Below are 23773 nucleotides of genomic sequence, written 5' to 3'. Positions count from 1 at the left end.
TCCCGGCTGAAGCCGGTCCTACGAAAAACTTGCAGCGTCTGTAGGACCGGCTTCAGCCGGGAAGAGGCCGGTGCATGCCGAGCAGATGTAGCGTCTGGAATTCAGTCTTCGCGGGCAAGCGCGCTCCTACGGGAGTGGGGCGTGCCCTGAGAGTTCGGGAATATCCGGAGATCTCTGTAGGAGTGAGCTTGCTCGCGATAGCAATGCATCAGATACATCAGTGTTGTCTGACGCGACGTCATCGCGAGCAAGCTCACTCCTACAAGGTGCTGTGTCAGCGCAGTTTCTGAATTGATGCAATTCAAATCGACAGGACGCTGCTACATCGGGCCGCCAACGTTTAAACTGCGCCTTTCCGACGCAATTTGTCGCATTGCCGAAAACCGCGGAAAAAGCCGGTTTGGCGCTATAAGAAGTTGTCGCTTGGCGGCAAGGCCGGACCGAAATCAGTCCTTACAATCCTTCCATCGCTCGCCAGTCCAGGCAGGCGTTCCTCTTCAGGAGACTCCGATGTCCGTTGAGCAAGTACCGGTGCAACGTGCCGATTTCGACCAGGTGATGGTCCCCAACTATGCCCCCGCAGCGTTCATTCCCGTGCGTGGCCAGGGTTCCCGCGTCTGGGATCAGTCGGGGCGTGAACTGGTCGATTTCTCGGGCGGCATCGCGGTCAACGTACTGGGCCACGCACACCCGGCTCTGGTCGGCGCATTGACCGAGCAGGCCAACAAGCTGTGGCATGTTTCCAACGTTTTCACCAACGAGCCTGCGCTGCGTCTGGCCAAGAAGCTGGTCGACGCCACCTTTGCCGAGCGCGTGTTCTTCTGTAACTCCGGGGCTGAGGCCAACGAGGCGGCGTTCAAACTGGCCCGTCGTGTTGCCCACGACCTGTACGGCACCGAGAAGTACGAAATCATCGCGGCGCTCAACAGCTTCCACGGTCGTACCTTGTTCACCGTCAGCGTGGGCGGTCAGCCGAAGTACTCCGACGGCTTCGGTCCGAAGATCACCGGCATCACGCACGTGCCGTACAACGACCTCGACGCGCTGAAAGCCGCCGTCAGCGACAATACCTGCGCCGTCGTGCTTGAGCCGATTCAGGGTGAAGGCGGCGTGCTGCCGGCCGAACTCGAATACCTGCAAGGCGCGCGCAAGCTGTGCGACGACCACAATGCGCTGCTGATTTTCGACGAAGTGCAAAGCGGCATGGGCCGTAGCGGCCACCTGTTCGCCTACATGCACTACGGCGTGACGCCGGACATTCTGTCCAGCGCCAAGAGCATTGGCGGCGGTTTCCCGATGGCGGCCATGCTGACCACCGAAAAGCTCGCCAAGCACCTTTCGGTCGGCGTGCACGGCACCACTTACGGCGGCAACCCGCTGGCCTGTGCGGTCGGCGAGGCGGTCATCGACGTGGTCAACACCCCGCAAGTGCTGGCAGGCGTCAACGCCAAACATGACCTGTTCAGAGCGCGCCTGGAAAAAATCGGTGAGCAGTACGGCGTGTTCAGCCAGGTCAGGGGCATGGGCCTGCTGATCGGCTGTGTCCTGACCGACGCCTGGAAAGGCAAGGCCAAGGATTTCTTCAACGCGGCCGAGCACGAAGGCGTGATGATTCTGCAAGCCGGTCCTGACGTCGTGCGTTTTGCGCCAAGCCTGGTGATCGACGATGCCGACATCACCGAAGGCCTGGACCGTTTCGAGCGTGCTGTAGCCAGGTTGACCCAAGCCTGATCGACGCCATAGATCTCCTGTAGGAGTGAGCTTGCTCGCGATAGCGGTTTGTCAGATACATCAATGTTGTCTGATACAGAGTCATCGCGAGCAAGCTCACTCCTTCAAGGGCGAGCAATCTCGGGATTTGTTTTTTCTTCTCCATGCCGGATTTCCCCGGCCTGTTTTTCTCAAGGAGTGACACCATGCTGGTGATGCGCCCCGCGCAAATGGCTGATCTGAGCGAGGTTCAACGACTCGCCGCGGACAGCCCGATTGGTGTCACGTCCTTGCCGGACGATGCTGGACGCCTCGGTGACAAGATCGCCGCGTCCGAAGCGTCCTTCGCCGCCGAGGTCAGTTTCAATGGCGAAGAAACCTATTTCTTCGTGCTCGAAGACACCGAATCCGGGCGTCTGGTGGGCTGCTCGGGCATCGTCGCATCGGCGGGATACTCCGAGCCGTTCTACAGCTTCCGCAACGAAACCTTCGTTCACGCCTCCCGCGAGCTGAAGATTCACAACAAGATTCACGTGCTCTCGCAGTGCCACGATCTGACCGGAAACAGCCTGCTGACCAGTTTCTACGTGTTGCCCGAGCTGGTTGGCACGCTGTGGTCCGAGCTCAACTCCCGGGCTCGCCTGCTGTTCGTCGCCAGTCACCCCGAGCGCTTCGCCGATTCGGTCGTCACCGAAATCGTCGGTTACAGCGATGACAACGGCGACTCGCCATTCTGGGACGCCATCGGTCGCAACTTCTTCGACATCAACTACGCCGAAGCCGAACGCCTGTGCGGCCTGAAAAGCCGGACCTTCCTCGCCGAGCTGATGCCGCATTACCCGATCTATGTGCCGCTGCTGCCCGACGAAGCCCAAGAGGCCATGGGGCAAGTGCATCCACGCGCGCAGATCACCTTCGACATCCTCATGCGCGAGGGCTTCGAGACCGATCATTACATCGACATCTTCGACGGCGGCCCGACGCTGCATGCTCGTGTTTCTGGCATCCGCTCCATCGCTCAGAGCCGCGTGGTGCCGGTGAAAGTCGATACCGTCGACAGCGGCGATGCGGTGAAGGGCGGACGCCCGTATCTGGTCGCCAATGGCCAGTTGCAGGACTACCGCGCGGTGATGCTGGAACTGGACTGGGTGCCGGGCAAGCCTGTGACCCTCAGCCTGGCCGCCGCCGAGGCACTGGGTGTCGGCGAGGGTGCCAGCGTCCGTATCGTCGCGGTTTGACCGTTGAGTGGCGGCGACCCCAGGCGTTCAGCGCCTGACGCCGTATCGCAGATTAGCGAGTTCGCCGGCTTCTGACCGAAGCCGGCTCGAGGAGAAAGCATGATTGTTCGTCCCGTACGCAGCAGTGACCTACCGGCACTCATTGATCTGGCGCGTAGCACAGGCGCTGGCCTGACCACGCTGCCGGCCAATGAAGAGCGTCTGGCGCATCGGGTCGGCTGGGCCGAAAAGACCTTCCGTGGCGAAGCCGAGCGGGGCGACACCGATTACCTGTTCGTGCTCGAGGACGACGACGGCCGTGTGGTGGGCATTTCCGCCATCGCAGGCGCCGTGGGCCTGCGCGAGCCCTGGTACAACTACCGCGTCGGGCTGACTGTCAGCGCCTCACAGGAACTGAATATCTATCGCGAGATTCCGACGCTGTTTCTGGCTAACGATCTGACTGGCAACTCGGAATTGTGCTCGCTGTTCCTGCACAATGACTTCCGTAACGGCCTGAACGGACGACTATTGTCCAAGGCGCGGATGCTGTTCATCGCTGAATTTCCGGAGCTGTTCGGCGCCAAGATCATCGCCGAAATGCGCGGCATGTCCGACGAGCAAGGCCATTCGCCGTTCTGGGAGAGCCTGGGGCGGCACTTTTTCAAGATGGAATTCAGCCAGGCCGATTACCTGACCGGCGTTGGCAATCGCGCGTTCATCGCCGAGCTGATGCCGAAATTCCCGCTCTACAGCTGCTTCCTGTCCGAGGCGGCGCGCAACGTCATCGGTCGTGTGCACACCAGCACCGAGCCTGCGTTGACCATGCTCAAGGCCGAGGGCTTCAGCTATCAGGGCTACGTCGATATTTTCGACGCGGGACCGGCGATCGAGTGCGAAACGACCAAGATCCGCGCCGTTCGTGACAGCCAGGCGCTGGTGCTGGCGGTCGGCACGCCCGGCGATGACGCCACGCCGTTTCTCATTCACAACCGCAAGCGCGAAGATTGCCGCATCACCGCGGCCCCTGCGCGCTTTGCCGCCGGCACTTTGGTGGTCGATCCGAAGACCGCCAAGCGCCTGCGCCTGAACGCCGGCGATCAAGTGCGCGCCGTGCCTCTGTCTCCGGCTCGGGAGGGCATTTGATGACGACTTTGTATATCGCAGGTGCCTGGCAGGCCGGGCAGGGTGAAGCGTTCGATTCGCTGAATCCGGTCACGCAAAACGTGGTCTGGTCGGGCAACGGCGCGTCCGCCGGGCAAGTCGACGCGGCTGTCGAAGCGGCGCGCGGGGCGTTTCCTGCCTGGGCCAGCCGTTCGCTGGAAGATCGCATTGCGGTCCTCGAGGCGTTTGCCGCCACGCTGAAAAACCGCGCCGATGAAATCGCCCGCTGCATCGGTGAAGAAACCGGCAAGCCGCTGTGGGAATCGGCCACGGAAGTGACCAGCATGGCCAACAAGGTCGCCATCTCGATCCAGAGTTATCGTGAACGGACCGGCGAGAAGAGCGGCCCGCTGGGTGATGCGACGGCTGTCCTGCGCCACAAGCCCCATGGCGTCGTCGCGGTGTTCGGTCCCTACAACTTTCCCGGGCATCTGCCTAACGGGCATATCGTTCCCGCGTTGCTGGCCGGTAACAGCGTGGTGTTCAAGCCCAGCGAACTGACCCCCAAGGTCGCCGAGCTGACCGTGCAATGCTGGATTGAAGCCGGGCTGCCGGCGGGCGTTCTCAATCTGGTGCAAGGCGGGCGCGAGACCGGAATCGCCCTGGCGGCCAACGCCGGTATCGACGGTTTGTTCTTCACCGGCTCAAGCCGCACCGGCAACTCGCTGCATCAGCAGTTTGCCGGGCGTCCGGACAAAATCCTTGCGCTGGAGATGGGCGGCAATAACCCCCTGATCGTCGATCAGGTCGCCGACGTCGATGCTGCGGTGTACACCGTCATTCAGTCAGCGTTCATCTCTGCCGGCCAGCGCTGCACCTGCGCCCGGCGCCTGCTGGTGCCACAAGGCGCGTGGGGCGATGCATTCCTGGCGCGGCTGGTTGAAGTGACGTCGACGATCGAGGTCGGTGCGTTCGATCAACAGCCCGCGCCGTTCATGGGCTCGGTGATTTCTCTGGCGGCGGCCCGTGCGCTGCTCGAGGCTCAGGAACAGTTGCTTGCGACGGGCGCCGTGGCGTTGCTGGAGATGACCCAGCCGCAGGCGCAGTCGGCGTTGCTGACCCCCGGTATTCTGGATGTCAGTGATGTCAGCGACCGGCCTGACGAGGAGTTGTTCGGCCCGCTGCTGCAAGTGATTCGCTACGCTGATTTCGATGCCGCCATCGACGAGGCCAACGCCACGCAGTACGGCCTGGCCGCGGGTTTGTTGTCCGATTCTCAGGCGCGCTATCAGCAGTTCTGGCTGCTCAGCCGTGCCGGGATCGTCAACTGGAACAAGCAACTGACCGGCGCGGCGAGCACGGCACCGTTTGGTGGCGTGGGCGCGTCGGGCAACCATCGCGCCAGCGCTTATTACGCGGCGGATTACTGCGCGTATCCGGTGGCGTCGCTGGAAAGCGGGACGCTGGCGCTGCCTGCGAGCCTGACGCCGGGTATTACGTTGAGTCGAAACAGCTGAATTGGACTGTGGGAGCGTGGCTTGTCCCGCGATCGGCGGGGAACCCGTCGTAAACCCAGAGGTTGCGGTCTGCATGAAACACCGCATTCGTCCATTTAGCTGTCGCTTCGCGACAGATCGCGGGACAAGCCACGCTCCTACAGGCGCCGTGGTGTAACTGAACATAGATGTTTATAAAAACAGATCCACGGAGCCTCACCGATGAAATCCTGTGAAGTCAACTTTGACGGTCTAGTGGGGCCAACCCACAACTACGGTGGGCTGTCCTACGGCAACGTCGCGTCGCAGAGCAATTGCCAGCAGTCTTCCAACCCGCGTGAGGCGGCGCTGCAAGGTCTGGCAAAAATGAAGGCCCTGACCGACATGGGTTTCACCCAGGGTGTGCTGGCGCCGCAGGAACGTCCGGACATCGCAGGCCTGCGCAAGCTGGGCTTCGATGGCACCGATGCACAGGTCATCGAGCGTGCCGCGAAGCAGGCCATGCCGCTATTGGTCGCCAGTTGCTCGGCGTCGAGCATGTGGGTCGCGAACGCAGCGACGGTCAGCCCCAGCGCCGACACCGCCGATGGTCGCGTGCATTTCACGGCTGCCAACCTCAATTGCAAATACCATCGCAGCATCGAACACCCGACCACCAGTCGTGTATTGGGGGCGATGTTCGCCGATCAGCAGCACTTCGCCCATCACGCCGCCTTGCCCGCCGTCGCCCAGTTCGGTGACGAAGGCGCGGCCAACCACACGCGTTTCTGCCGCAGTTATGGCGAGGCCGGCGTCGAGTTCTTCGTGTTCGGCCGCTCGGCCTTCGACACCCGCTATCCCGCGCCGCAGAAGTACCCGGCCCGGCAGACGCTGGAAGCTTCGCAGGCCGTTGCGCGCCTGCATGGCCTGAGCGACGACGGCGTGGTGTTCGCCCAGCAGAATCCCGCAGTGATCGATCAGGGCGTGTTTCATAACGACGTGATCGCCGTGGGTAATGGCGAAGTGCTCTTCTACCACGAGGACGCGTTCCTCAACACCGAGCACATGCTGAGCGAATTGCACGACAAGCTCGGGCGGCGCGGCGGGCGTTTTCAGGCCATCTGCGTGCCGCGCAGCGAAGTGGGCGTGGAAGACGCCGTTCGCTCTTATCTGTTCAACAGCCAGCTGCTCTCGCGCCCTGACGGCTCGATGCTGTTGATCGTGCCGGAAGAATGCCGAGGCAACGAGCGCGTCTGGAACTACCTGCAGCGCCTGATTGCCGACGAAAGCCCGGTTCGTGAAGTGAAAGTGTTCGACCTCAAGCAGAGCATGCAGAACGGCGGTGGCCCGGCCTGCCTGCGTTTGCGCGTGGCACTCAATGAAACGGAACTGGCGGCGGTCAACCCAGGGGTTATCATGACGGCGCCGCTGTACGACACGCTCACGCAATGGGTCGACAAGCATTACCGCGACCGCCTCAGCGAGAACGACCTCACCGACCCGCAGCTGTTGGACGAATGCCGAACGGCACTGGATGAACTGACCCGGCACCTGAAGCTCGGTGCTGTCTATCCTTTCCAGATCAATTGACGTATCCGAAGCATCGCGCCGGGCCTGACTCAGGGTCAGCCAGCGCGGCTTTTGCCTTTTATAGAGAGAGCTTTTGAAATGACCGACGCCCTGCGTTTGATCCTTGAAGACACCGACGGCACCCAGCTGGAAACTTCCTGCACACGTTTTGCCGTTATCTGGCAGGGCAAAGAAGTCTGGATTCAGCAGGACGGTCGCGGGCAACTGTTGATCGGTGTTGACGTTGAAGAAGGCGATGCCGAATACGCCAACCTGTTGCTGCGCCCGCTGGCGACCAACCTCGTCAGCCTGCAGCTGGAAATGGAACCGGCCGACATGAGCGGCGACGACGAAGACGGTCACGTCCACGGTCCTGACTGCAATCACTGATCAGGAGCTCGTCCCATGCTCGCCCTCGGCAAACTGCTTGAACTGACCCTGGCGGGTCGCGAACCCGCGGAAAAGACTCAACTGACCGTCGACGGCGTGCGCCTGCGCTGGCTCGCCGAAGGGGCGCTGGAAGTCCGTCCGCCCGAGGCTCGGGACAACGGCACCGATCTGCTGCTGTCTGCCGGCATTCATGGCAACGAAACAGCGCCGATCGAGCTGCTCGACGAGCTGATCCACGCCATCGCCCGCGGTGAACTCAAGCCACGTGCGCGAATACTGTTCCTGTTCGGCAACCCGGAAGCGATGCGTCGCGGCGAGCGGTACATCGAGCAGGACATCAACCGGCTGTTCAATGGTCGTCACGAGCAAAGCAGCGGAAATGAAGCGCTGCGGGCCTGCGAGCTGGAGCGCCTGGCTGCGAGCTTTTTCAGCCTGCCGGACCGTTATCGACTGCATTACGACCTGCACACCGCCATTCGCGGCTCGAAGATCGAACAGTTCGCCCTGTATCCGTGGAAGGAAGGGCGCCAGCATTCGCGCCGTGAGTTAGTGCGGATACATCGGGCGGGCATGGAAGCGGTGCTGTTGCAGAACAAACCGTCGATTGTGTTCAGCGCCTATACCTACGACAAGCTGGAGGCCGAGGCTTTCACCCTGGAACTGGGCAAGGCGCGTCCTTTCGGGCAGAACCAGCAGGTCAACCTCTCGCCATTGAAAGCCGCGTTGGAACACCTGATTCGGGGCACCGAGCCGCTGGTGGGGGATCAGATCGACGGGCTCAAGCTGTTCAGCGTCGCCCGCGAAATCATCAAGCACAGTGACGCCTTTCGCCTGAACCTGCCGGCCGACATCGAGAACTTCACCAAGCTGGACAAGGGGTTCGTGCTGGCCGAGGACCTGGCCGACTCACGCTGGGTGGTGGAAGAGGAGGGCGCGCGAATCATCTTCCCCAACCCGAAGGTCAAGAATGGTTTGCGAGCAGGGATTCTGATCGTGCCGACGACCGGGGATGGGCTGGTGTGAGCCATGCCTCGGGTTGACGCGATCCCTTTTAGGAGCGCGCTTGCCCGCGATTGCAGTGTGTCAGCCAGATATCTGTCACTGACCCACCGCATTCGCGGGCAAGCGCGCTTCTACACAGTCATGTCGGCGTCCTAAGGGACGCCGCCATTTCCTCAGCCCACCGCTTTCTGCGATTCACCCAAACGGCGCACTGCGCGCAGCTTGCTCAGGGTGTCGGCGCAGGTCTTGGCCGCTTCCTGGCCCTTGTGCACGAAGTGGTTGAAGAAATAGTTGTGGTGCTCTTCACCGGCATGGAAGTGGTGAGGGGTCAGCACCACCGAGAACACCGGCACTTCGGTTTCCAGCTGAACCTGCATCAACGCGCTGATCACCGATTGCGCAACGAATTCGTGTCGATAGATCCCGCCATCGACCACCAGACCCGCCGCCACGACGCCGCCGTAGCGACCGCTTTTGGCCAGCAGTTTGGCATGCAAGGGGATTTCAAAGGCGCCGCCGACTTCGAAGAAATCGATATCGCTCTCGGCATAGCCATGGTTGGCCATTTCCGCGACAAAGCCCTTACGCGCCTGGTCGACGATATCTTTATGCCAGCAGGCTTGGATGAACGCGATGCGCTCGTGAGCGTGGATAGCGGTGGGTTGCATGTGTTCTGACTCCTGTTTAATAAAAAAACAGGGCGTTTTGGATCGAAGGGGATGCCAGGGTACGGGTCGTCAGCGGTCCGGGCAAAATGCCCACGCGACCATGCTGCGAGACGATCCTGTGGTGCCAATCCCGTTCTCTCTTCATCCGGACTATGACCGTCGGCTCTGGGATCACACCAGATCTGCTGACCTCACACCAGCTCGGCACCAAAAGTGGCTGCGCTCGGTCATGCTGCGTTAAAAAGCAGCTCGCAATGCTCATTGAGGCCCCTCAACTTCGCTTGCTCGCTGCTTTTTGCCTTGCCTGACCTTCGCTCGCCGACTTTTGGAGCCGACCTAAAACATGAGCGCTCGCGGGCTAGACGCTTTGCGCGCCATTACCGCCGGTGGGGAATCGCACCCCGCCCTGAGAACGTTGCCGACGGCACATTGCGTCGGCGTGCAGTTTGTAACACAGATTTTCAGAATGTGCATGGAGCCTTTTTGATGGTTTTGATCAGCTTTTCTTATAAGCAGAACTTGGAATTGCTGGCCGAAGCCTTGATTATCGAGCGTCCAAGCCTCAGAACTGAGGATCGACCACTTTCCAGGGAGCTCGACCGTGACCGTTATCGATCTGCGCAGCGACACCGTGACTCAACCCACTGCAGGCATGCGCGAAGCCATGGCCCGTGCGCCGCTGGGCGATGACGTGTATGGCGAGGACCCTACCGTCAACCATCTGGAGTCCTGGCTGGCCGAGCGTCTGGGCTTCGCAGCTGCCCTGTTCGTCCCCACCGGCACCATGAGTAACCTGCTCGGCCTGATGGCGCATTGCGAGCGGGGTGATGAATACATCGTCGGTCAACAGGCGCATACCTATAAATACGAGGGCGGTGGTGCGGCAGTGCTGGGCTCCATTCAGCCCCAGCCGCTGGACAATCAGCCCGATGGCTCGCTGGACCTGGAGCAGGTCGTCGCGGCGATTAAGGCCGACGACTTCCATTTCGCGCGCACCCGCCTGCTGGCGCTGGAGAACACCATGCAGGGCAAGGTGTTGTCGCTGGATTACCTGGCCGCTGCCCGCAGGGTGACCCGCGAGAACGGTCTGGGCCTGCACCTGGACGGCGCTCGACTCTACAACGCCGCGGTCAAGCTGGGCGTCGATGCCCGCGAGATCACGCAGCATTTCGATTCGGTGTCGGTGTGTCTGTCCAAAGGTCTGGGCGCGCCGATCGGCTCGGTGCTGTGTGGTTCCGATGAGTTCATCGCCAAGGCCCGTCGGCTGCGCAAAATGGTCGGTGGCGGCATGCGTCAGGCCGGTCTGCTGGCAGCCGCAGGGCTCTATGCGCTGCAGCATCAGGTCGAGCGCCTGGCCGAGGATCACGCGCACGCAGCGTTCCTGGGTAAAGCATTGGGCGAGTTGGGTTTCGACGTCGAGCCTGTGCACACCAACATGGTGTACGTGCAGATCGGCAAGCGTGCAGAGCTGCTCAAGGCCTTCTGTGCCGAGCGTGGAATCGTCCTGAGCGCGGCCCCGCGCCTGCGCATGGTCACGCATCTGGATGTTTCAGCTGCGCAACTGGAGAAGGTGGTGACGGCATTTGCCGAATTTGGCGCGCGATGACCGGACACGCAGACGACCGATAATCCAATTGCCTGTTTCTATCGAATAAACACGCTGTACCGCACGTACAACGCCTATATAATGCGGCCCTTTGCCGTCGCTACGTCGAATGACGTTATGCATTTGCCTCAGGCCGCAGTTCCCGTGGAAGAACCTATGAAAAGCGCAGAAATCCGTGAAGCCTTCCTTCGCTTCTTCGAAGAGCAAGGCCACACCCGTGTAGCCTCCAGCTCCTTGATTCCGGGCAATGACCCAACCCTGCTGTTCACCAACGCAGGCATGAACCAGTTCAAGGATTGCTTCCTGGGCCAGGAAAAACGGGCCTATACGCGAGCCGTCAGCAGCCAGAAGTGCGTGCGCGCCGGTGGCAAGCACAACGACCTGGAGAACGTCGGTTACACCGCACGTCACCACACGTTCTTCGAAATGCTGGGCAACTTCAGCTTCGGCGACTACTTCAAGCGCGATGCGATCACCTACGCATGGACCTTCCTGACGTCCGACAAATGGCTGAACCTGCCCAAGGAAAAACTCTGGGTCACGGTCTACGCCTCGGACGACGAAGCCTACGATATCTGGACCAAAGAAGTCGGCGTGCCGGCCGAGCGCATGGTTCGCATCGGCGACAACAAGGGCGCTCCGTACGCGTCCGACAACTTCTGGACCATGGGCGACACTGGCCCGTGCGGTCCCTGCACCGAGATTTTCTACGATCACGGCGCCGACATCTGGGGTGGCCCACCGGGCTCGCCTGAAGAAGACGGCGATCGCTACATCGAGATCTGGAACAACGTATTCATGCAGTTCAACCGCACCGCCGATGGCGTGCTGCACCCGTTGCCAGCGCCGTCGGTCGACACCGGCATGGGCCTGGAGCGGATCAGCGCCGTGCTTCAGCACGTGCACTCGAACTATGAAATCGACCTGTTTCAGAGCCTGCTCGCCGCAGCGGCCAAGGCCATCGGCTGCAGCAACGAAGAGCAACCATCGCTCAAAGTGGTGGCTGACCACATTCGTTCCTGCGGCTTCCTGATCGCCGATGGCGTTCTGCCGTCCAACGAAGGCCGTGGCTACGTGCTGCGTCGTATCATTCGTCGCGCCTGCCGTCACGGCAACAAGCTAGGCGCCAAGGGCAGTTTCTTCTACCAGATCGTTGCGGCACTGGTCGCCGAGATGGGCGAAGCTTTCCCTGAGCTGAAGTCCCAGCAGGCGCACATCGAGCGCGTGCTCAAAGCAGAAGAAGAGCAGTTCGCCAAGACCCTGGAGCAGGGCCTGAAGATTCTCGAGCAGGATCTGGCCGAGCTCAAAGGCACCGTCGTGCCTGGCGATGTCGTCTTCAAGCTCTATGACACTTACGGTTTCCCGATGGACCTGACCGGTGACATCGCCCGCGAGCGCAACCTGACCCTCGACGAGGCCGGTTTCGAGCGCGAGATGGACGCCCAGCGTGAGCGCGCGCGTTCGGCCAGCTCCTTCGGCGTGGACTACAACAGTCTGGTCAAGGTCGATGTGGCGACCGAGTTCACCGGCTACAGCGCCACCGCGGGCGACGCGAACGTCGTTGCTCTCTATAAAGAAGGCGTGGCGGTCGAGCAGTTGAGCGAAGGCGAAGATGGCGTGGTCATTCTCGATCGCACCCCGTTCTACGCCGAGTCCGGCGGCCAGATCGGCGACAGCGGTTACCTCACGTCTGGCGATGTGCGTTTCGACGTGAGCGACACCACCAAGACCGGCGGCGCATTCCTGCACCACGGTGTTCAGGTGTCCGGCAGCCTGAAGGTCGGCGCGACTGTCAGCACTCAAGTCGCCGCCGAAGTGCGTCAGGCCACGTCGCTGAACCACTCCGCGACCCACTTGCTGCACGCCGCGCTGCGCCAGGTGCTGGGCGATCACGTTCAGCAGAAGGGCTCGCTGGTCGACAGTCAGCGCCTGCGCTTTGACTTCAGCCACTTCGAAGCGATCAAGCCTGAGCAGATCAAGGCGCTGGAAGAGATCGTCAACGCCGAGGTGCGCAAGAACACCGCGGTTGAAACCGAAGAAACCGATATCGACACCGCCAAGAAGAAGGGCGCCATGGCGCTGTTCGGCGAGAAGTACGGCGACACCGTTCGCGTGCTGAGCATGGGCGGTGATTTCTCGGTCGAGCTGTGCGGCGGTATTCACGCCAACCGCACCGGCGACATCGCGCTGTTCAAGATCGTCAGCGAAGGTGGCGTCGCTGCGGGCGTACGCCGTATCGAAGCGGTGACCGGTGCGGTGGCGCTGGCCTACCTCAACGGTGCCGAAGAACAACTCAAGGAAGCCGCGAACCTGGTCAAAGGTAATCGCGACAACCTGCTGGACAAGCTTTCCGCTGTCCTGGAACGCAATCGCCTGTTGGAAAAACAGCTGGAACAACTTCAGGCCAAGGCGGCCAGCGCGGCGGGCGACGATCTGTCGGCCCAGGCGGTGGACGTCAAGGGCGCCAAAGTCCTCGCTGCCCGTCTCGACGGTCAGGATGGCAAGGCGCTGCTGGCGCTGGTTGATCAGCTGAAAAACAAACTCGGTCGCGCAGTGATCCTGCTCGGCGGGGTGCATGAGGAAAAGGTCGTACTGGTGGCAGGCGTCACCAAAGACCTGACTGGCCAACTCAAAGCCGGTGATTTGATGAAGCAAGCGGCCGCCGCCGTGGGTGGTAAAGGTGGTGGTCGTCCTGATATGGCGCAAGGCGGCGGCGTCGACGCCGCAGGCCTGGACGCGGCGCTTGCGCTGGCCGTTCCATTCGCCGAACAGGGAATTTAAGTCGACCCACCGCAGCCCGCTATCCCGCGGGCTGCGGCGCTTCGCGGTTTGAATGTTTAACGGGCGCCCTTCACGGGCTGAGGCGGCTTTGAGATGGCTTTAATCGTACAGAAATTTGGAGGCACCTCCGTGGGCTCGGTAGAGCGCATCGAGCAGGTGGCCGACAAAGTCAAAAAATTCCGCGATGCGGGTGATGATCTGGTGGTCGTTCTGTCGGCCATGAGCGGCGAAACCAATCGCCTGATCGACCTGGCGAAGCAGATCAGCGATCAACCGGTTCCACGCGAACTGGACGTGATCGTTTCCACCGGTGAGCAGGTGACCATTGCCTTGCTGGCGATGGCGTTGATCAAGCGCGGTGTGCCGGCCGTTTCCTACACCGGCAATCAGGTTCGCATTCTGACCGACAGCGCGCACAACAAGGCGCGTATCCTGCAGATCGACGATCAGAAAATTCGCACCGACCTGAAGGCCGGTCGTGTTGTCGTCGTCGCCGGTTTCCAGGGCGTCGATGAAAACGGCAACATCACCACCCTCGGTCGCGGTGGCTCCGACACCACAGGCGTCGCACTGGCCGCTGCCTTGAAGGCAGACGAGTGCCAGATCTACACCGATGTCGATGGCGTCTACACCACCGATCCGCGCGTTGTGTCCCAGGCTCAGCGTCTGGACAAGATCACTTTCGAAGAAATGCTGGAAATGGCCAGCCTCGGTTCCAAAGTGCTGCAGATCCGCGCGGTCGAGTTCGCCGGCAAGTACAACGTCCCGCTGCGCGTATTGCACAGCTTCAAGGAGGGTCCAGGCACCCTCATTACCATTGATGAAGAGGAATCCATGGAACAGCCGATCATTTCTGGCATCGCCTTCAACCGCGACGAAGCCAAGCTGACGATCCGTGGCGTGCCAGACACCCCGGGCGTTGCGTTCAAGATTCTGGGCCCGATCAGCGGCGCGAACATCGAAGTCGACATGATCGTGCAGAACGTTGCGCACGATAACACCACCGACTTCACCTTCACCGTGCACCGCAACGACTACCAGGCCGCGTTGACCGTCCTGGAAAACACCGCGAAAGAAATCGGCGCCCGTGAAGTCGTTGGCGACACCAAGATCGCCAAGGTTTCCATCGTCGGTGTTGGCATGCGTTCGCACGCCGGCGTTGCCAGCCGCATGTTCGAGGCGCTGGCCAAGGAAAGCATCAATATCCAGATGATCTCCACCTCCGAAATCAAAGTGTCGGTGGTGATCGAAGAGAAGTACCTGGAGCTGGCCGTGCGCGCCCTGCACACCGCCTTCGAACTCGACGCTCCCCGCCAGGGCGAGTAAGGGTTTTGAAAGGGGCGCGGTCGACACCGCGCCCTTTTTGTTTTTGATCTGCGCCAGAAACCTGTTTTTTTCCCGGCGCTAGTCAATACTCAGGCACAGGCTTGATGCCGTCATGGCCGGGCTGGTGCCTTTTGGTTGTGCAGACTGTAGTCCCTTGAATGTAAGGCGTGAGGAGATAGTTATGCTGATTCTGACTCGTCGGTGCGCAGAGAGCCTGATAATTGGTGATGGTGAAATCACCGTGACGGTGCTCGGCGTAAAAGGCAATCAAGTCCGAATTGGGGTCAACGCCCCCAAGGAAGTGGCTGTCCATCGTGAAGAGATTTACCTGCGCATCAAGAAAGAGAAGGACCAGGAACCAAGCCATTAATTTTTATTGAATTTTTGGTTTGCAAACGGGGAAAAGGGTGGTTATTATACGCCCCGTGTTGCGGAGAGCTGGCCGAGTGGCCGAAGGCGCTCCCCTGCTAAGGGAGTACACCTCAAAAGGGTGTCGGGGGTTCGAATCCCCCGTTCTCCGCCATTATTTGCGTAGTACGTTGTAATCTGGCTTGATCGGTAAGTTGTTGAATTTACTAGAAAAAGTTCTTGACCAAAAGATTTGACGGCCTATAATGCGCGGCAACAAATGCACTCGTAGCTCAGCTGGATAGAGTACTCGGCTACGAACCGAGCGGTCACAGGTTCGAATCCTGTCGAGTGCACCATTTAAGCGTTGTTGGTAGTGATACGAACAACTGCTTTAAGAAAGAGCCTGGCTTCAACAGGTCTTCGGAAGTACCACTCACTTCCAGAAGTAAAATGCAGCAACCAGAGGTGATCTGGTTTATCAAGCGCCACATGCACTCGTAGCTCAGCTGGATAGAGTACTCGGCTACGAACCGAGCGGTCACAGGTTCGAATCCTGTCGAGTGCACCATAAAACGAAAAGCCCGCATGCAAATGCGGGCTTTTTGCTTTTCAGCGTTTACCTTTTACGCAACCGCTCTCATCGAATGTGATGTACCGGCTGCGTCCTTTCTTCTCTTCGTACACGTAACGCACTTCGGCATTGCGGCCGATGATCTTGTCGGGTTTGCCCAAAAGGCTCTCAACGTCTCTTTTCGTCATGCCCGGTGGCGTCTGTTGGTTGATAATCGCCTTGCGACGCTGATCAGCGCTCAACACGTTTCCACATCCGTCATCGCGCTGTCCGACGATGACCAGTTCTCGCTGCGGCTGTGGCTGTGGCTTCGGTCCCGACATTATCTCGGTTGCTGTCGGAACAGTCCCGGTCAGCGGGGCGCGGGCGTCCTGCAATTCACGCGTATGACCGGGAGGGCAGCTGGCCGAGGTGAAGGTGATGTTGCCGCTGGCGTCCTGACATCGATTCACCGTTGCGGCCATGCTCATCGAGGGCGCAAGCAACAGCAATGCGAGGACGGGTCTGGGATTTTGGAATGGCATGAGGCGTCTTCCTTAGCCGAGGGGAGGGCAGGTTAGCCAAGAGGGAATTCATCGGCGAGCGTGTTTTCTTCTCGGGATGTGACGTCGTAGCAGTAGCGACTCGGACAATGGTTAACATTGTGTTGCAAGCGATTGTTCCGCGTTGAATTTTTAACCTTAAGCCTCGGCAAGCGGTGTATGATTGCGCCCGTCAGCCCCGCCGGGGCTTGTGGAATACCTCCATGGACTTACCCAGTAGCAACTCAGAATTAAGCTGTACCAATCACGAATCGACTGATTGATCTTCCGGCGTGTTCCACTGCTGGGAGTGGAGTTCGCCTATGACCGAAATTGAAGTAAAAAAAACGCAGGACAGCCTTCAGGATCGCCTTGCTCAAGTCATCGATCTGCTGCAGCGTCAGCGCATCGTCGAAGACCTGACTCATCGGCAGGAAGGCCAGCACCAGGATCGTGTTGAAAACCTCGTTCACCGGCAGAACCTTGTCGAGTTGCAACGCAAGCTCGATGACCTGCACTCCGCCGACGTTGCCTATATTCTCGAAGCGCTTCCTGTTGAAGACCGCCTGACGGTCTGGCAATTGGTCAAAGCCGAGCGTGACGGCGACATCCTCCTCGAAGTATCCGACTCGGTGCGTGAAACCCTGATCGCCGACATGGACGATCACGAGCTGCTCGCCGCTGCCAAGGAAATGGACGCCGATGAGCTGGCCGACCTGGCGCCGGAGTTGCCGCGCGATGTCGTGCACGAACTCATGGAAGCCCTCGACAGCCAGCAGCGCGAACGCGTGCGCTCGGCGCTTTCCTACGATGAGGATCAGGTCGGTGCGCTGATGGACTTCGAGATGGTGACCATCCGCGAAGACGTCAGCCTGGAAGTCGTTCTGCGTTACCTGCGGCGCCTGAAGGAGCTGCCGGGCCACACCGATAAACTGTTTGTGGTTGATTACGACGGCGTGCTGAAAGGCGTGCTGCCCATCAAGCGTCTTTTGGTCAATGATCCGGAAAAACAGGTTTCCGAAGTCATGGCCAGCGATCCGGTCAGCTTTCATCCGGATGGCGATGCCTACGAGGCCGCACAGGCGTTTGAGCGTTACGACCTTATTTCCTCGCCGGTGGTGGACAAGAACGGCAAGCTCATCGGCCGTCTGACCATCGACGAAATGGTTGACCTCATTCGTGAAGAGAGCGAAACCGAAGTCCTGAATATGGCCGGTCTGCGCGAGGAAGAAGACATCTTCGCTTCGGTCTGGCGGTCGCTGCGTAACCGCTGGTCCTGGCTGGCCGTGAACCTGATCACTGCGTTCATCGCCTCGCGCGTGATCGGGCTGTTCGAAGGCTCGATCGAGAAGCTGGTGGCGCTGGCGGCGCTGATGCCTATCGTCGCGGGAATCGGGGGCAACTCCGGTAACCAGACCATCACCATGATCGTTCGCGCCATGGCGCTCGATCAGGTCAGTACCGGGAATACGTCACGCTTGATGCGCAAGGAGCTGGGCGTCGCGCTGGTCAACGGAATCATCTGGGGCGGAGTGATCGGGGTTGTCGCATACCTGCTGTATCACAGCTGGTCATTGGGGGTCGTGATGACCGCCGCGATGACGCTCAACCTCCTGCTCGCAGCCTTCATGGGGGTGTTGATCCCGATGACGCTGGCTCGTCTTGGCAGAGATCCTGCGATGGGTTCCAGTGTAATGATCACTGCGATGACCGACAGCGGCGGTTTCTTCATCTTTTTGGGTCTGGCTACATTGTTTCTGCTTTAACGTGCTACTTCAGGAGAACCGCCTTCAAGGCGGTTTTTTCGTTTCTATGGGGCGTGAACTAAGCCATCAATAAAGCGGGCACAAAAAAGCCAGCTCGAGGCTGGCTTTTAAGTCTCTGGCTGCGCGACTTATTCGTCGTCGTTAGCCAGGCTAGTGTCGTGAGCGATAAGCGAAACCAAGGCATTCTGTTGACGGTGCGCCAGCTGGCGGAAGCGTTGCAGCAGCTCGCGTTCGTGCAGCGAAAGCTCCGGGCTGTCCAGACGCAGGCTTGGCTCGTCGCCCAGAGCGCCTTCCTGAATCAGACTTTGCTCAAGACGCGCAATGATTTCCGAGTTCATGCTGCGGTGATGCTGTTTGGCGACTTCCGCAATACGCTCGCGCATACCTTCCGGGAGACGGACAACGAACTTGTCAGCTGTGCGACTGGAATAATTGGCCTGTTTCATAGGGCTCATATATTTAACCGATTTAGTTCAAAGAGGGAGGCGGTTCTTGCATTAGGCCGCGAGATGTCACTGTCTGACTGTCGTTTTGGCAAAATGTTCAACCAACCAGCATAAAGGTCCGTCATCATGCATCAATCCGTCGGATCCTTGGCGTCAAATCTGTGACAAATATTGAACTAGATAAAGGCTTTTAGCCAGCACCAATTATCAGAAATGCGTTCTGGTTTGCAAAGTTCCCAACGCCCATCTACCTGCGCGACAGCCGCAGAGGACGCGGGTTTGCGCCGTGATGGCTATCTGTCTTCAGCGTAGAGGGCGATGCGGGAAATATCGAAAAGGCTGGCAAGAAAGAGACGAAGGGTCTTTCTTTCGCCGGAAAAGGCCATTGACGACGTGCGCGAGTCGCCAGGTTTTGGATCTATGAGGGTACTTCTGAATCAGTCTGCAGGAGCGCTAACGAGCGTTCGCTCAGGGCTTCGCCTGACGCAGCACTGGGTCGAACTTGATGCGCCGGCCTACGAATAGCGCTGCGACGAACAAGACCGCGAACACTCCGGCAGCTGCTTTAGCCGCAGTTGAGAGCATTTCCGTGGAAGCTGGAAGCAGTTGATCGACGGCGACGGCCATAACGGCGAGGATAAGAAAGGATAACGCTGCTTTGGACATGGCTGTTCTCTAGAAAAAATTTTGCTGGCAAACCCGGTTCAGATCAACGAATCAGAATACCCAACGTTCGGAGCGGTCCACTGGAATGGCTTCGTCACTGTCGTTGGCGAGCATCGCCTGCGAATTATGAGCGGGCATTGCTGCAAAACGAGGTGCCTGTTTCACCAGGTAATGCGGTTGAGCCTGAACGGCGACACTCTCAGCCTTGCTTCCATCATCCTGAAAATGGAAAGCGACGATTGCGATGAGCGCGGCGGCGTTCAGCAAAGTGAGGGTCATGTTCATCTCGGGTACCTTCGCTTGAAATTGATTTTGAAGGGTGGGAATGCGCGAGAAGGGATAATGCAGTCTGCATGCCAAACATTTTAAGAATAAAAATGCTTTTAAATCAATGGTTTATCAAGGTAATGGCAGCGATGTGGGTTGCGTTTTGCAATGAGGGCATTCTGCCGCATTGCATTTTGCATGACGCGATTTTTTGCCTCGTCAAACGTCCGGCGGACTACAGCCTAAAAAGCCAATGACGACATGACAAAACAATGGCTTGCCGTTAACATGCACGCCGTCCCGCTGGCGCCATTCAGAGCGTCAGCATCAGTGTCTCAGTAGCTCAATTGGATAGAGCATCCCCCTCCTAAGGGGAAGGTTGCAGGTTCGAACCCCGCCTGGGACACCATTCTGAATGCCCCCCTTGAATTCCTCCTCGATTCTCGCCTCTCGACGTGGTGCGCCAATGCCTGTGCGCTCAAATAAAAAGCCCCGCGCAGATTGCTCTGGCGGGGCTTTTTTGACGTTCCTGCGACGATTGCCGACGCAGGGCGATCAGGCGTGGATTACAGCGCCATGTCGTTCGCAGGCTTGCTTTCGGCCGGCTTGGACGGCTCGGTGCTGGTGCCGACGCTCTGGTCGATGACCGGAGGCTTGCCCAGTTGCAGCACTTCTGCGGTGTAGTTCCACTCCTGCTGAACCGCAGCGGGCGAATCGTTCAGCTTGGTGCCATAGCTCGGCACGATCTGGCGGATTTTCGCTTGCCACTCTGGCGTCGCCACCTGGGTTTTGAAGATCTTCTCCAGGACGTTCAGCATGATCGGTGCAGCGGTCGACGCACCTGGCGAAGCGCCCAGCAGAGCGGCGATGCTGCCGTCTTTTGAAGAAACGACCTCGGTACCCAGTTTCAGCACGCCGCCTTTGTCTGCGTCGCGCTTGATGATCTGCACACGCTGACCGGCTTGCCACAGGCGCCAGTCTTCTTTCTTGGCGTGCGGGAAGTATTCCTGCAGCGCTTTGAAGCGATCGTCATCGGACAACATCAACTGACCGGCGAGGTATTCAACCAGCGGGTACTGCTCGATACCCACTTTGGTCATCGGCCAGAAGTTGTGGGTGGTCATGCTGCTGAACAGGTCCAGGTAGGAGCCTTCTTTCAGGAACTTGGTGGAGAAAGTCGCGAACGGGCCAAACAGGATGACGCGTTTGCCGTCGAGTACGCGGGTGTCCAGATGCGGCACCGACATGGGCGGCGCGCCGGTGGAGGCGATGCCGTAGGCCTTGGCCATGTGCTGCATGGCAACGGTCGGGTTCTCGGTCACCAGGAACGAGCCGCCGACCGGGAAGCCTGCGTATTCCTGCGCTTCCGGAATGCCGGATTTCTGCAGCAGTTTCAACGCACCGCCACCTGCGCCGATGAACAGGAACTTGGCATCGGTACCGGAAGTGGTGCCGTCTTTCAGGTTCTTGTATTCAACGTGCCAGGAGCCGTCTTCGTTACGGGTGATGTCGTTGACTTCGCTGGACAGCTTCAGGTCGAAGTTCGGGCGGGTCTGCAGGTAGGACACATACTGACGGGTGACTTCACCCCAGTTGACGTCGGTGCCGATCGGCGTCCAGGTGGTCGCCAGCTTCTGGTTCGGGTCGCGACCTTCCATCATCAGCGGGACCCACTTGGCGATCTGCGCCGGGTCTTCGGAGTATTGCATCGGGCGGAACAGCGGGCTGGCTTGCAGCGCGTCGTAACGCTTTTTCAGGAATTTGATGTTGTCATCGCCCCACACGAAGCTCATGTGCGGCGTGGTATTGATGAACGAAGGCGGGTTTTTCAGGACGCTCTGGCGCACTTGCCAGGACAGGAACTGACGGGTCACCTGGAAGGCTTCGTTGATTTCGATGGCCTTGGAGATGTTGACCTTGCCGTCTTTGTCTTCAGGCGTGTAGTTCAGCTCGGCCAGGCCAGAGTGACCGGTACCGGCGTTGTTCCAGCCGTTGGAGCTTTCTTCGGCAACGGCGTCCAGACGCTCGACCATTTCCATCGACCAGCCCGGTTCCAGCTCGTTGAGCCAGACACCCAGGGTCGAACTCATGATGCCGCCGCCGATCAACAGCACGTCGACTTTTTTGCTCTCGGCAGCGTGGGCTTGCAGGAAGGTCGCCGAAATCGCCAGACCCAGCAGGGCCTTGCTCGTTTTCTTGAACATTGAGTCATCCAATAGATAGAAAGTTATCCGCCTGCAGCATTCGTTGCGCAACGTCCTGTTACAGCTGGCGCCGGGTGGGGCGCAAACGTCAGACAGGCTTCGCTCTCGGAAGACGCGGAGGAAGGGTCAGGAGGCCAGTGAATCGGTCGACCTCCAGTTCTATGTCCCTCGGTGCTGGCTTTTTATTCGATCATTGGATTCAGCAGCTTGAGTAAACATCAGTCGCCACAGGACTCGGTCATCAGGTCCAAGGGTGTCTGCGGCGGGGCGGCGATTGTACCCGAAATGTGATTTACGACAAATCACAGGACGATTTAGTCAATACGCCAATTTGTCTCATGTGGCCATTGCGCAGCATTTGCCGGAAAACCGGTCCTCTGAACCGGCTCCGTGCAGGGGTTACAAGGTGAACTTGCCGACCATCGTGTTGAACGACACTGCCAGGCGCGACAGCTCCTGACTCGAAGCGCTGGTCTGGTTGGCGCCGGCGGAGGTCTGTGCCGACAAGTCCTGAATATTGACCAAGTTGCGGTCCACTTCCCGGGCGACCTGGGCCTGTTCTTCGGCGGCGCTGGCAATCACCAGATTGCGCTCGTTGATCTGGCTGACGCCTTCGCTGATGCGCTCCAGCGCCCGGCCCGCCTCGGTGGCAAGCGACTGAGTGTTCACTGCAATCGACTGGCTCTTGCCCATCGCCTGCACGGCTTCGTCGGCACCGTTGCGCACTTGGGAGATCATCGACTCGATCTCGCCGGTGGACACCTGAGTGCGATGGGCGAGGGCGCGAACTTCGTCGGCGACGACCGCAAAACCGCGACCTTGCTCGCCTGCGCGAGCGGCTTCGATGGCGGCGTTGAGTGCCAGCAGGTTGGTCTGTTCGGCGATGCCACGGATCACGTCCAGGACTTTGGTGATGTCCCGAATCTGCCCGGCCAATGCCTCGACGCGTTGGGTCGAATCGTTGATTTCCACGGTCATGCTGTTCATCGCCGACACAGCTTGTTGCACTTGCTGCTGACCCTTGAGTGCGTCCTCGGCCGTTTGCGCGGAAACCTGCGATGCGCTGGCGGCATTGCGCGCCACTTCTTCTACGGCTGCTGTCATCTGGTTCACGGCCGTGGCCGCCTGCTGAATTTCGTCGTTCTGGCGCAGCAGGCCTCGGGTGCTGTCGTCAGTGACCACAGTCAATTCCTCAGCGGCGGAAGCCAGTTGATCCGATGCGCTGGCGATCTGCTGCACGGTGCCTTTCAGGCTGCCTTGCATGTGCGACAGCGCCTTGAGCAGTTGCCCGGTTTCGTCCTGGCCACCGATGGCGATCGACTGGGTCAGATCGCCGCTGGCAACGCGCGCGGCGCTTTCAACGGACTGGTAGATCGGCCGGGTAATCATGCGCGTGACCAGCAGGCCCAGGGCGATGGCGCAGATCACGGCGATGATCGAGCCGATGGTCAGAATCAAGGTCACGCGGCGGTTGGTGTCGACGCCCGCTTGCGTCGCTTCATTGGCCTGACGGGCATTGGATTCGATGATGATTTTCAGCTCGCCCATGGTCTTGCGATAGCTGGGCGTCACGCTGCTGGCGGCGAGCCTGCTGGCTTGTTCGATGTCGCCGGTCTGGATCACCGCAAGGGTATTCTGCGCGGCGCTGATATAAGCGGCCCAGTCGCGCTCGAAGTCGTCACCCGCTGCTTTTTCATCTGGCTGCAGCGGCGTGCCGCGATACACCTTGAAATCGGCTTCGGCCTGAACCTGGTTTTCCTTGAACGACTGCAGCGCCGAATTGATCTCGTCGGGGCTGGCCTTGATCGCGCTCAGGCCGATGACTTTGAAGAAGTCGCGGTTGGTGGCAATCACGTTCGCTTTCACGGAATCGACCTTGGTGATCGAGAGCAGGTTGTTGCTGACTGTTTCGTCGAACAATTCATACAGACGCGAGATGCCGGTTTGTCCCAGCACGCCCACGACCACAGTGATCAGCGCGCACAGGCAGAATGCCGAGAGGAGCTTGGACTTCAATTTCAGATTGATCAGCCAGGACATGGACAGTACTCGGGCAGGGAGGAGGGCATGGCGGCTGAGATCAGTTGTGTGCCGCATTGCCTGCGTATCGGCGAGCGGGTCACGGACTTTACA

Annotated in this window: 19 protein-coding genes, 4 tRNA genes and 1 riboswitch; of the genes, 16 read left to right on the top strand and 7 right to left on the bottom strand. The window is 59.7% G+C overall.

Annotation, left to right across the window (positions count from 1 at the left end):
- The first annotated feature begins 510 nt into the window (after positions 1–510).
- The 7 genes from AAGQ88_RS19510 (at position 511) to astE (ending at position 8488) form a co-directional block, all read left to right on the top strand.
- The gene (locus AAGQ88_RS19510) at positions 511–1731 is read left to right on the top strand and encodes an aspartate aminotransferase family protein (RefSeq protein WP_342653307.1); all 1221 of its coding nucleotides are present in this window, start codon (positions 511–513) and stop codon (positions 1729–1731) included.
- A 185-nt stretch (positions 1732–1916) separates the two neighbouring features.
- On the top strand, positions 1917–2948 hold the full coding sequence (gene aruF / locus AAGQ88_RS19505; protein ID WP_285423288.1) for an arginine/ornithine succinyltransferase subunit alpha: 1032 nt from the start codon (positions 1917–1919) through the stop codon (positions 2946–2948).
- 99 nt (positions 2949–3047) lie between these two features.
- The gene (astA, locus tag AAGQ88_RS19500; RefSeq protein ID WP_093463981.1) at positions 3048–4073 is read left to right on the top strand and encodes an arginine N-succinyltransferase; all 1026 of its coding nucleotides are present in this window, start codon (positions 3048–3050) and stop codon (positions 4071–4073) included.
- Positions 4070–5548, top strand: a complete 1479-nt coding sequence (astD, locus tag AAGQ88_RS19495) for a succinylglutamate-semialdehyde dehydrogenase (protein ID WP_342653306.1) — start codon at positions 4070–4072, stop codon at positions 5546–5548. The genes astA and astD overlap by 4 nt, the downstream gene beginning before the upstream one ends.
- Positions 5549–5749: 201 nt before the next feature.
- Complete coding sequence (gene astB, locus AAGQ88_RS19490; protein WP_342653305.1) at positions 5750–7096, top strand: N-succinylarginine dihydrolase; 1347 nt, start codon at positions 5750–5752, stop codon at positions 7094–7096.
- Positions 7097–7174: 78 nt separating this feature from the next.
- Positions 7175–7465: a topoisomerase II gene (locus AAGQ88_RS19485; RefSeq protein ID WP_093463991.1), complete on the top strand. Its 291-nt coding sequence runs from the start codon at positions 7175–7177 to the stop codon at positions 7463–7465.
- Between the two features lie 15 nt (positions 7466–7480).
- Positions 7481–8488: a succinylglutamate desuccinylase gene (gene astE / locus AAGQ88_RS19480; RefSeq protein ID WP_285423284.1), complete on the top strand. Its 1008-nt coding sequence runs from the start codon at positions 7481–7483 to the stop codon at positions 8486–8488.
- A gap of 152 nt (positions 8489–8640) precedes the next feature.
- Here the strand turns inward: astE and AAGQ88_RS19475 are convergent, their stop codons facing one another.
- Positions 8641–9135 carry a 6,7-dimethyl-8-ribityllumazine synthase gene (locus tag AAGQ88_RS19475; protein WP_285423283.1) on the bottom strand — a complete coding sequence of 165 codons (495 nt, stop codon included), beginning with the start codon at positions 9133–9135 and terminating at the stop codon, positions 8641–8643.
- A 128-nt stretch (positions 9136–9263) separates the two neighbouring features.
- Positions 9264–9553: riboswitch (FMN riboswitch) on the bottom strand.
- Positions 9554–9736: 183 nt separating this feature from the next.
- On the opposite strand from AAGQ88_RS19475, the gene ltaE reads away from it, so the two are divergent.
- From ltaE to AAGQ88_RS19440, 7 genes are all read left to right on the top strand, one after another.
- On the top strand, positions 9737–10741 hold the full coding sequence (ltaE, locus tag AAGQ88_RS19470) for a low-specificity L-threonine aldolase (RefSeq protein WP_342653304.1): 1005 nt from the start codon (positions 9737–9739) through the stop codon (positions 10739–10741).
- 156 nt (positions 10742–10897) lie between these two features.
- Entirely contained in the window at positions 10898–13522 is a 2625-nt protein-coding gene (gene alaS / locus AAGQ88_RS19465) for an alanine--tRNA ligase (protein WP_342653303.1), read from the top strand.
- A 93-nt stretch (positions 13523–13615) separates the two neighbouring features.
- The gene (locus AAGQ88_RS19460; protein WP_093464006.1) at positions 13616–14848 is read left to right on the top strand and encodes an aspartate kinase; all 1233 of its coding nucleotides are present in this window, start codon (positions 13616–13618) and stop codon (positions 14846–14848) included.
- Positions 14849–15029: 181 nt separating this feature from the next.
- The gene (csrA, locus tag AAGQ88_RS19455) at positions 15030–15218 is read left to right on the top strand and encodes a carbon storage regulator CsrA (RefSeq protein ID WP_020290522.1); all 189 of its coding nucleotides are present in this window, start codon (positions 15030–15032) and stop codon (positions 15216–15218) included.
- Between the two features lie 62 nt (positions 15219–15280).
- Positions 15281–15371 (top strand) — tRNA-Ser (locus AAGQ88_RS19450).
- 107 nt (positions 15372–15478) lie between these two features.
- Positions 15479–15555, top strand: a tRNA-Arg gene (locus tag AAGQ88_RS19445).
- 135 nt (positions 15556–15690) lie between these two features.
- Positions 15691–15767 (top strand) — tRNA-Arg (locus AAGQ88_RS19440).
- A 41-nt stretch (positions 15768–15808) separates the two neighbouring features.
- Here AAGQ88_RS19440 and AAGQ88_RS19435 read toward each other — a convergent pair.
- Positions 15809–16240, bottom strand: a complete 432-nt coding sequence (locus AAGQ88_RS19435; protein ID WP_342653302.1) for a DUF4124 domain-containing protein — start codon at positions 16238–16240, stop codon at positions 15809–15811.
- A gap of 374 nt (positions 16241–16614) precedes the next feature.
- Between AAGQ88_RS19435 and mgtE the strand changes: the two genes are divergently transcribed.
- Complete coding sequence (mgtE, locus tag AAGQ88_RS19430) at positions 16615–18057, top strand: magnesium transporter (RefSeq protein ID WP_093464016.1); 1443 nt, start codon at positions 16615–16617, stop codon at positions 18055–18057.
- 128 nt (positions 18058–18185) lie between these two features.
- On the opposite strand, the gene AAGQ88_RS19425 is transcribed toward mgtE, so the two are convergent.
- The 3 genes from AAGQ88_RS19425 to AAGQ88_RS19415 all read right to left on the bottom strand — a co-directional run bounded on the left by AAGQ88_RS19425 (position 18186) and on the right by AAGQ88_RS19415 (position 19454).
- Complete coding sequence (locus tag AAGQ88_RS19425; protein ID WP_093464019.1) at positions 18186–18512, bottom strand: Arc family DNA-binding protein; 327 nt, start codon at positions 18510–18512, stop codon at positions 18186–18188.
- Between the two features lie 459 nt (positions 18513–18971).
- Complete coding sequence (locus AAGQ88_RS19420; protein ID WP_342653301.1) at positions 18972–19169, bottom strand: PA3371 family protein; 198 nt, start codon at positions 19167–19169, stop codon at positions 18972–18974.
- Positions 19170–19220: 51 nt separating this feature from the next.
- A complete protein-coding gene (locus tag AAGQ88_RS19415) occupies positions 19221–19454 on the bottom strand; it encodes a hypothetical protein (RefSeq protein WP_285426041.1) in 234 nt (77 codons plus the stop codon).
- 314 nt (positions 19455–19768) lie between these two features.
- Between AAGQ88_RS19415 and AAGQ88_RS19410 the strand changes: the two genes are divergently transcribed.
- A tRNA-Arg gene (locus tag AAGQ88_RS19410) sits at positions 19769–19845 on the top strand.
- 157 nt (positions 19846–20002) lie between these two features.
- On the opposite strand, the gene mqo is transcribed toward AAGQ88_RS19410, so the two are convergent.
- Both mqo and AAGQ88_RS19400 read right to left on the bottom strand, forming a co-directional pair.
- A complete protein-coding gene (mqo, locus tag AAGQ88_RS19405; protein WP_342653300.1) occupies positions 20003–21640 on the bottom strand; it encodes a malate dehydrogenase (quinone) in 1638 nt (545 codons plus the stop codon).
- Positions 21641–22039: 399 nt separating this feature from the next.
- Positions 22040–23680 carry a methyl-accepting chemotaxis protein gene (locus AAGQ88_RS19400; protein ID WP_342653299.1) on the bottom strand — a complete coding sequence of 547 codons (1641 nt, stop codon included), beginning with the start codon at positions 23678–23680 and terminating at the stop codon, positions 22040–22042.
- Positions 23681–23773 lie beyond the last annotated feature (93 nt).

Origin of the sequence: Pseudomonas sp. F3-2 (assembly GCF_038804275.1) — a bacterium.
GTDB lineage: Bacteria > Pseudomonadota > Gammaproteobacteria > Pseudomonadales > Pseudomonadaceae > Aquipseudomonas.
Note: the sequence above shows the minus strand (reverse complement) of the source record. Positions and strands in the feature narration are given on the sequence as shown.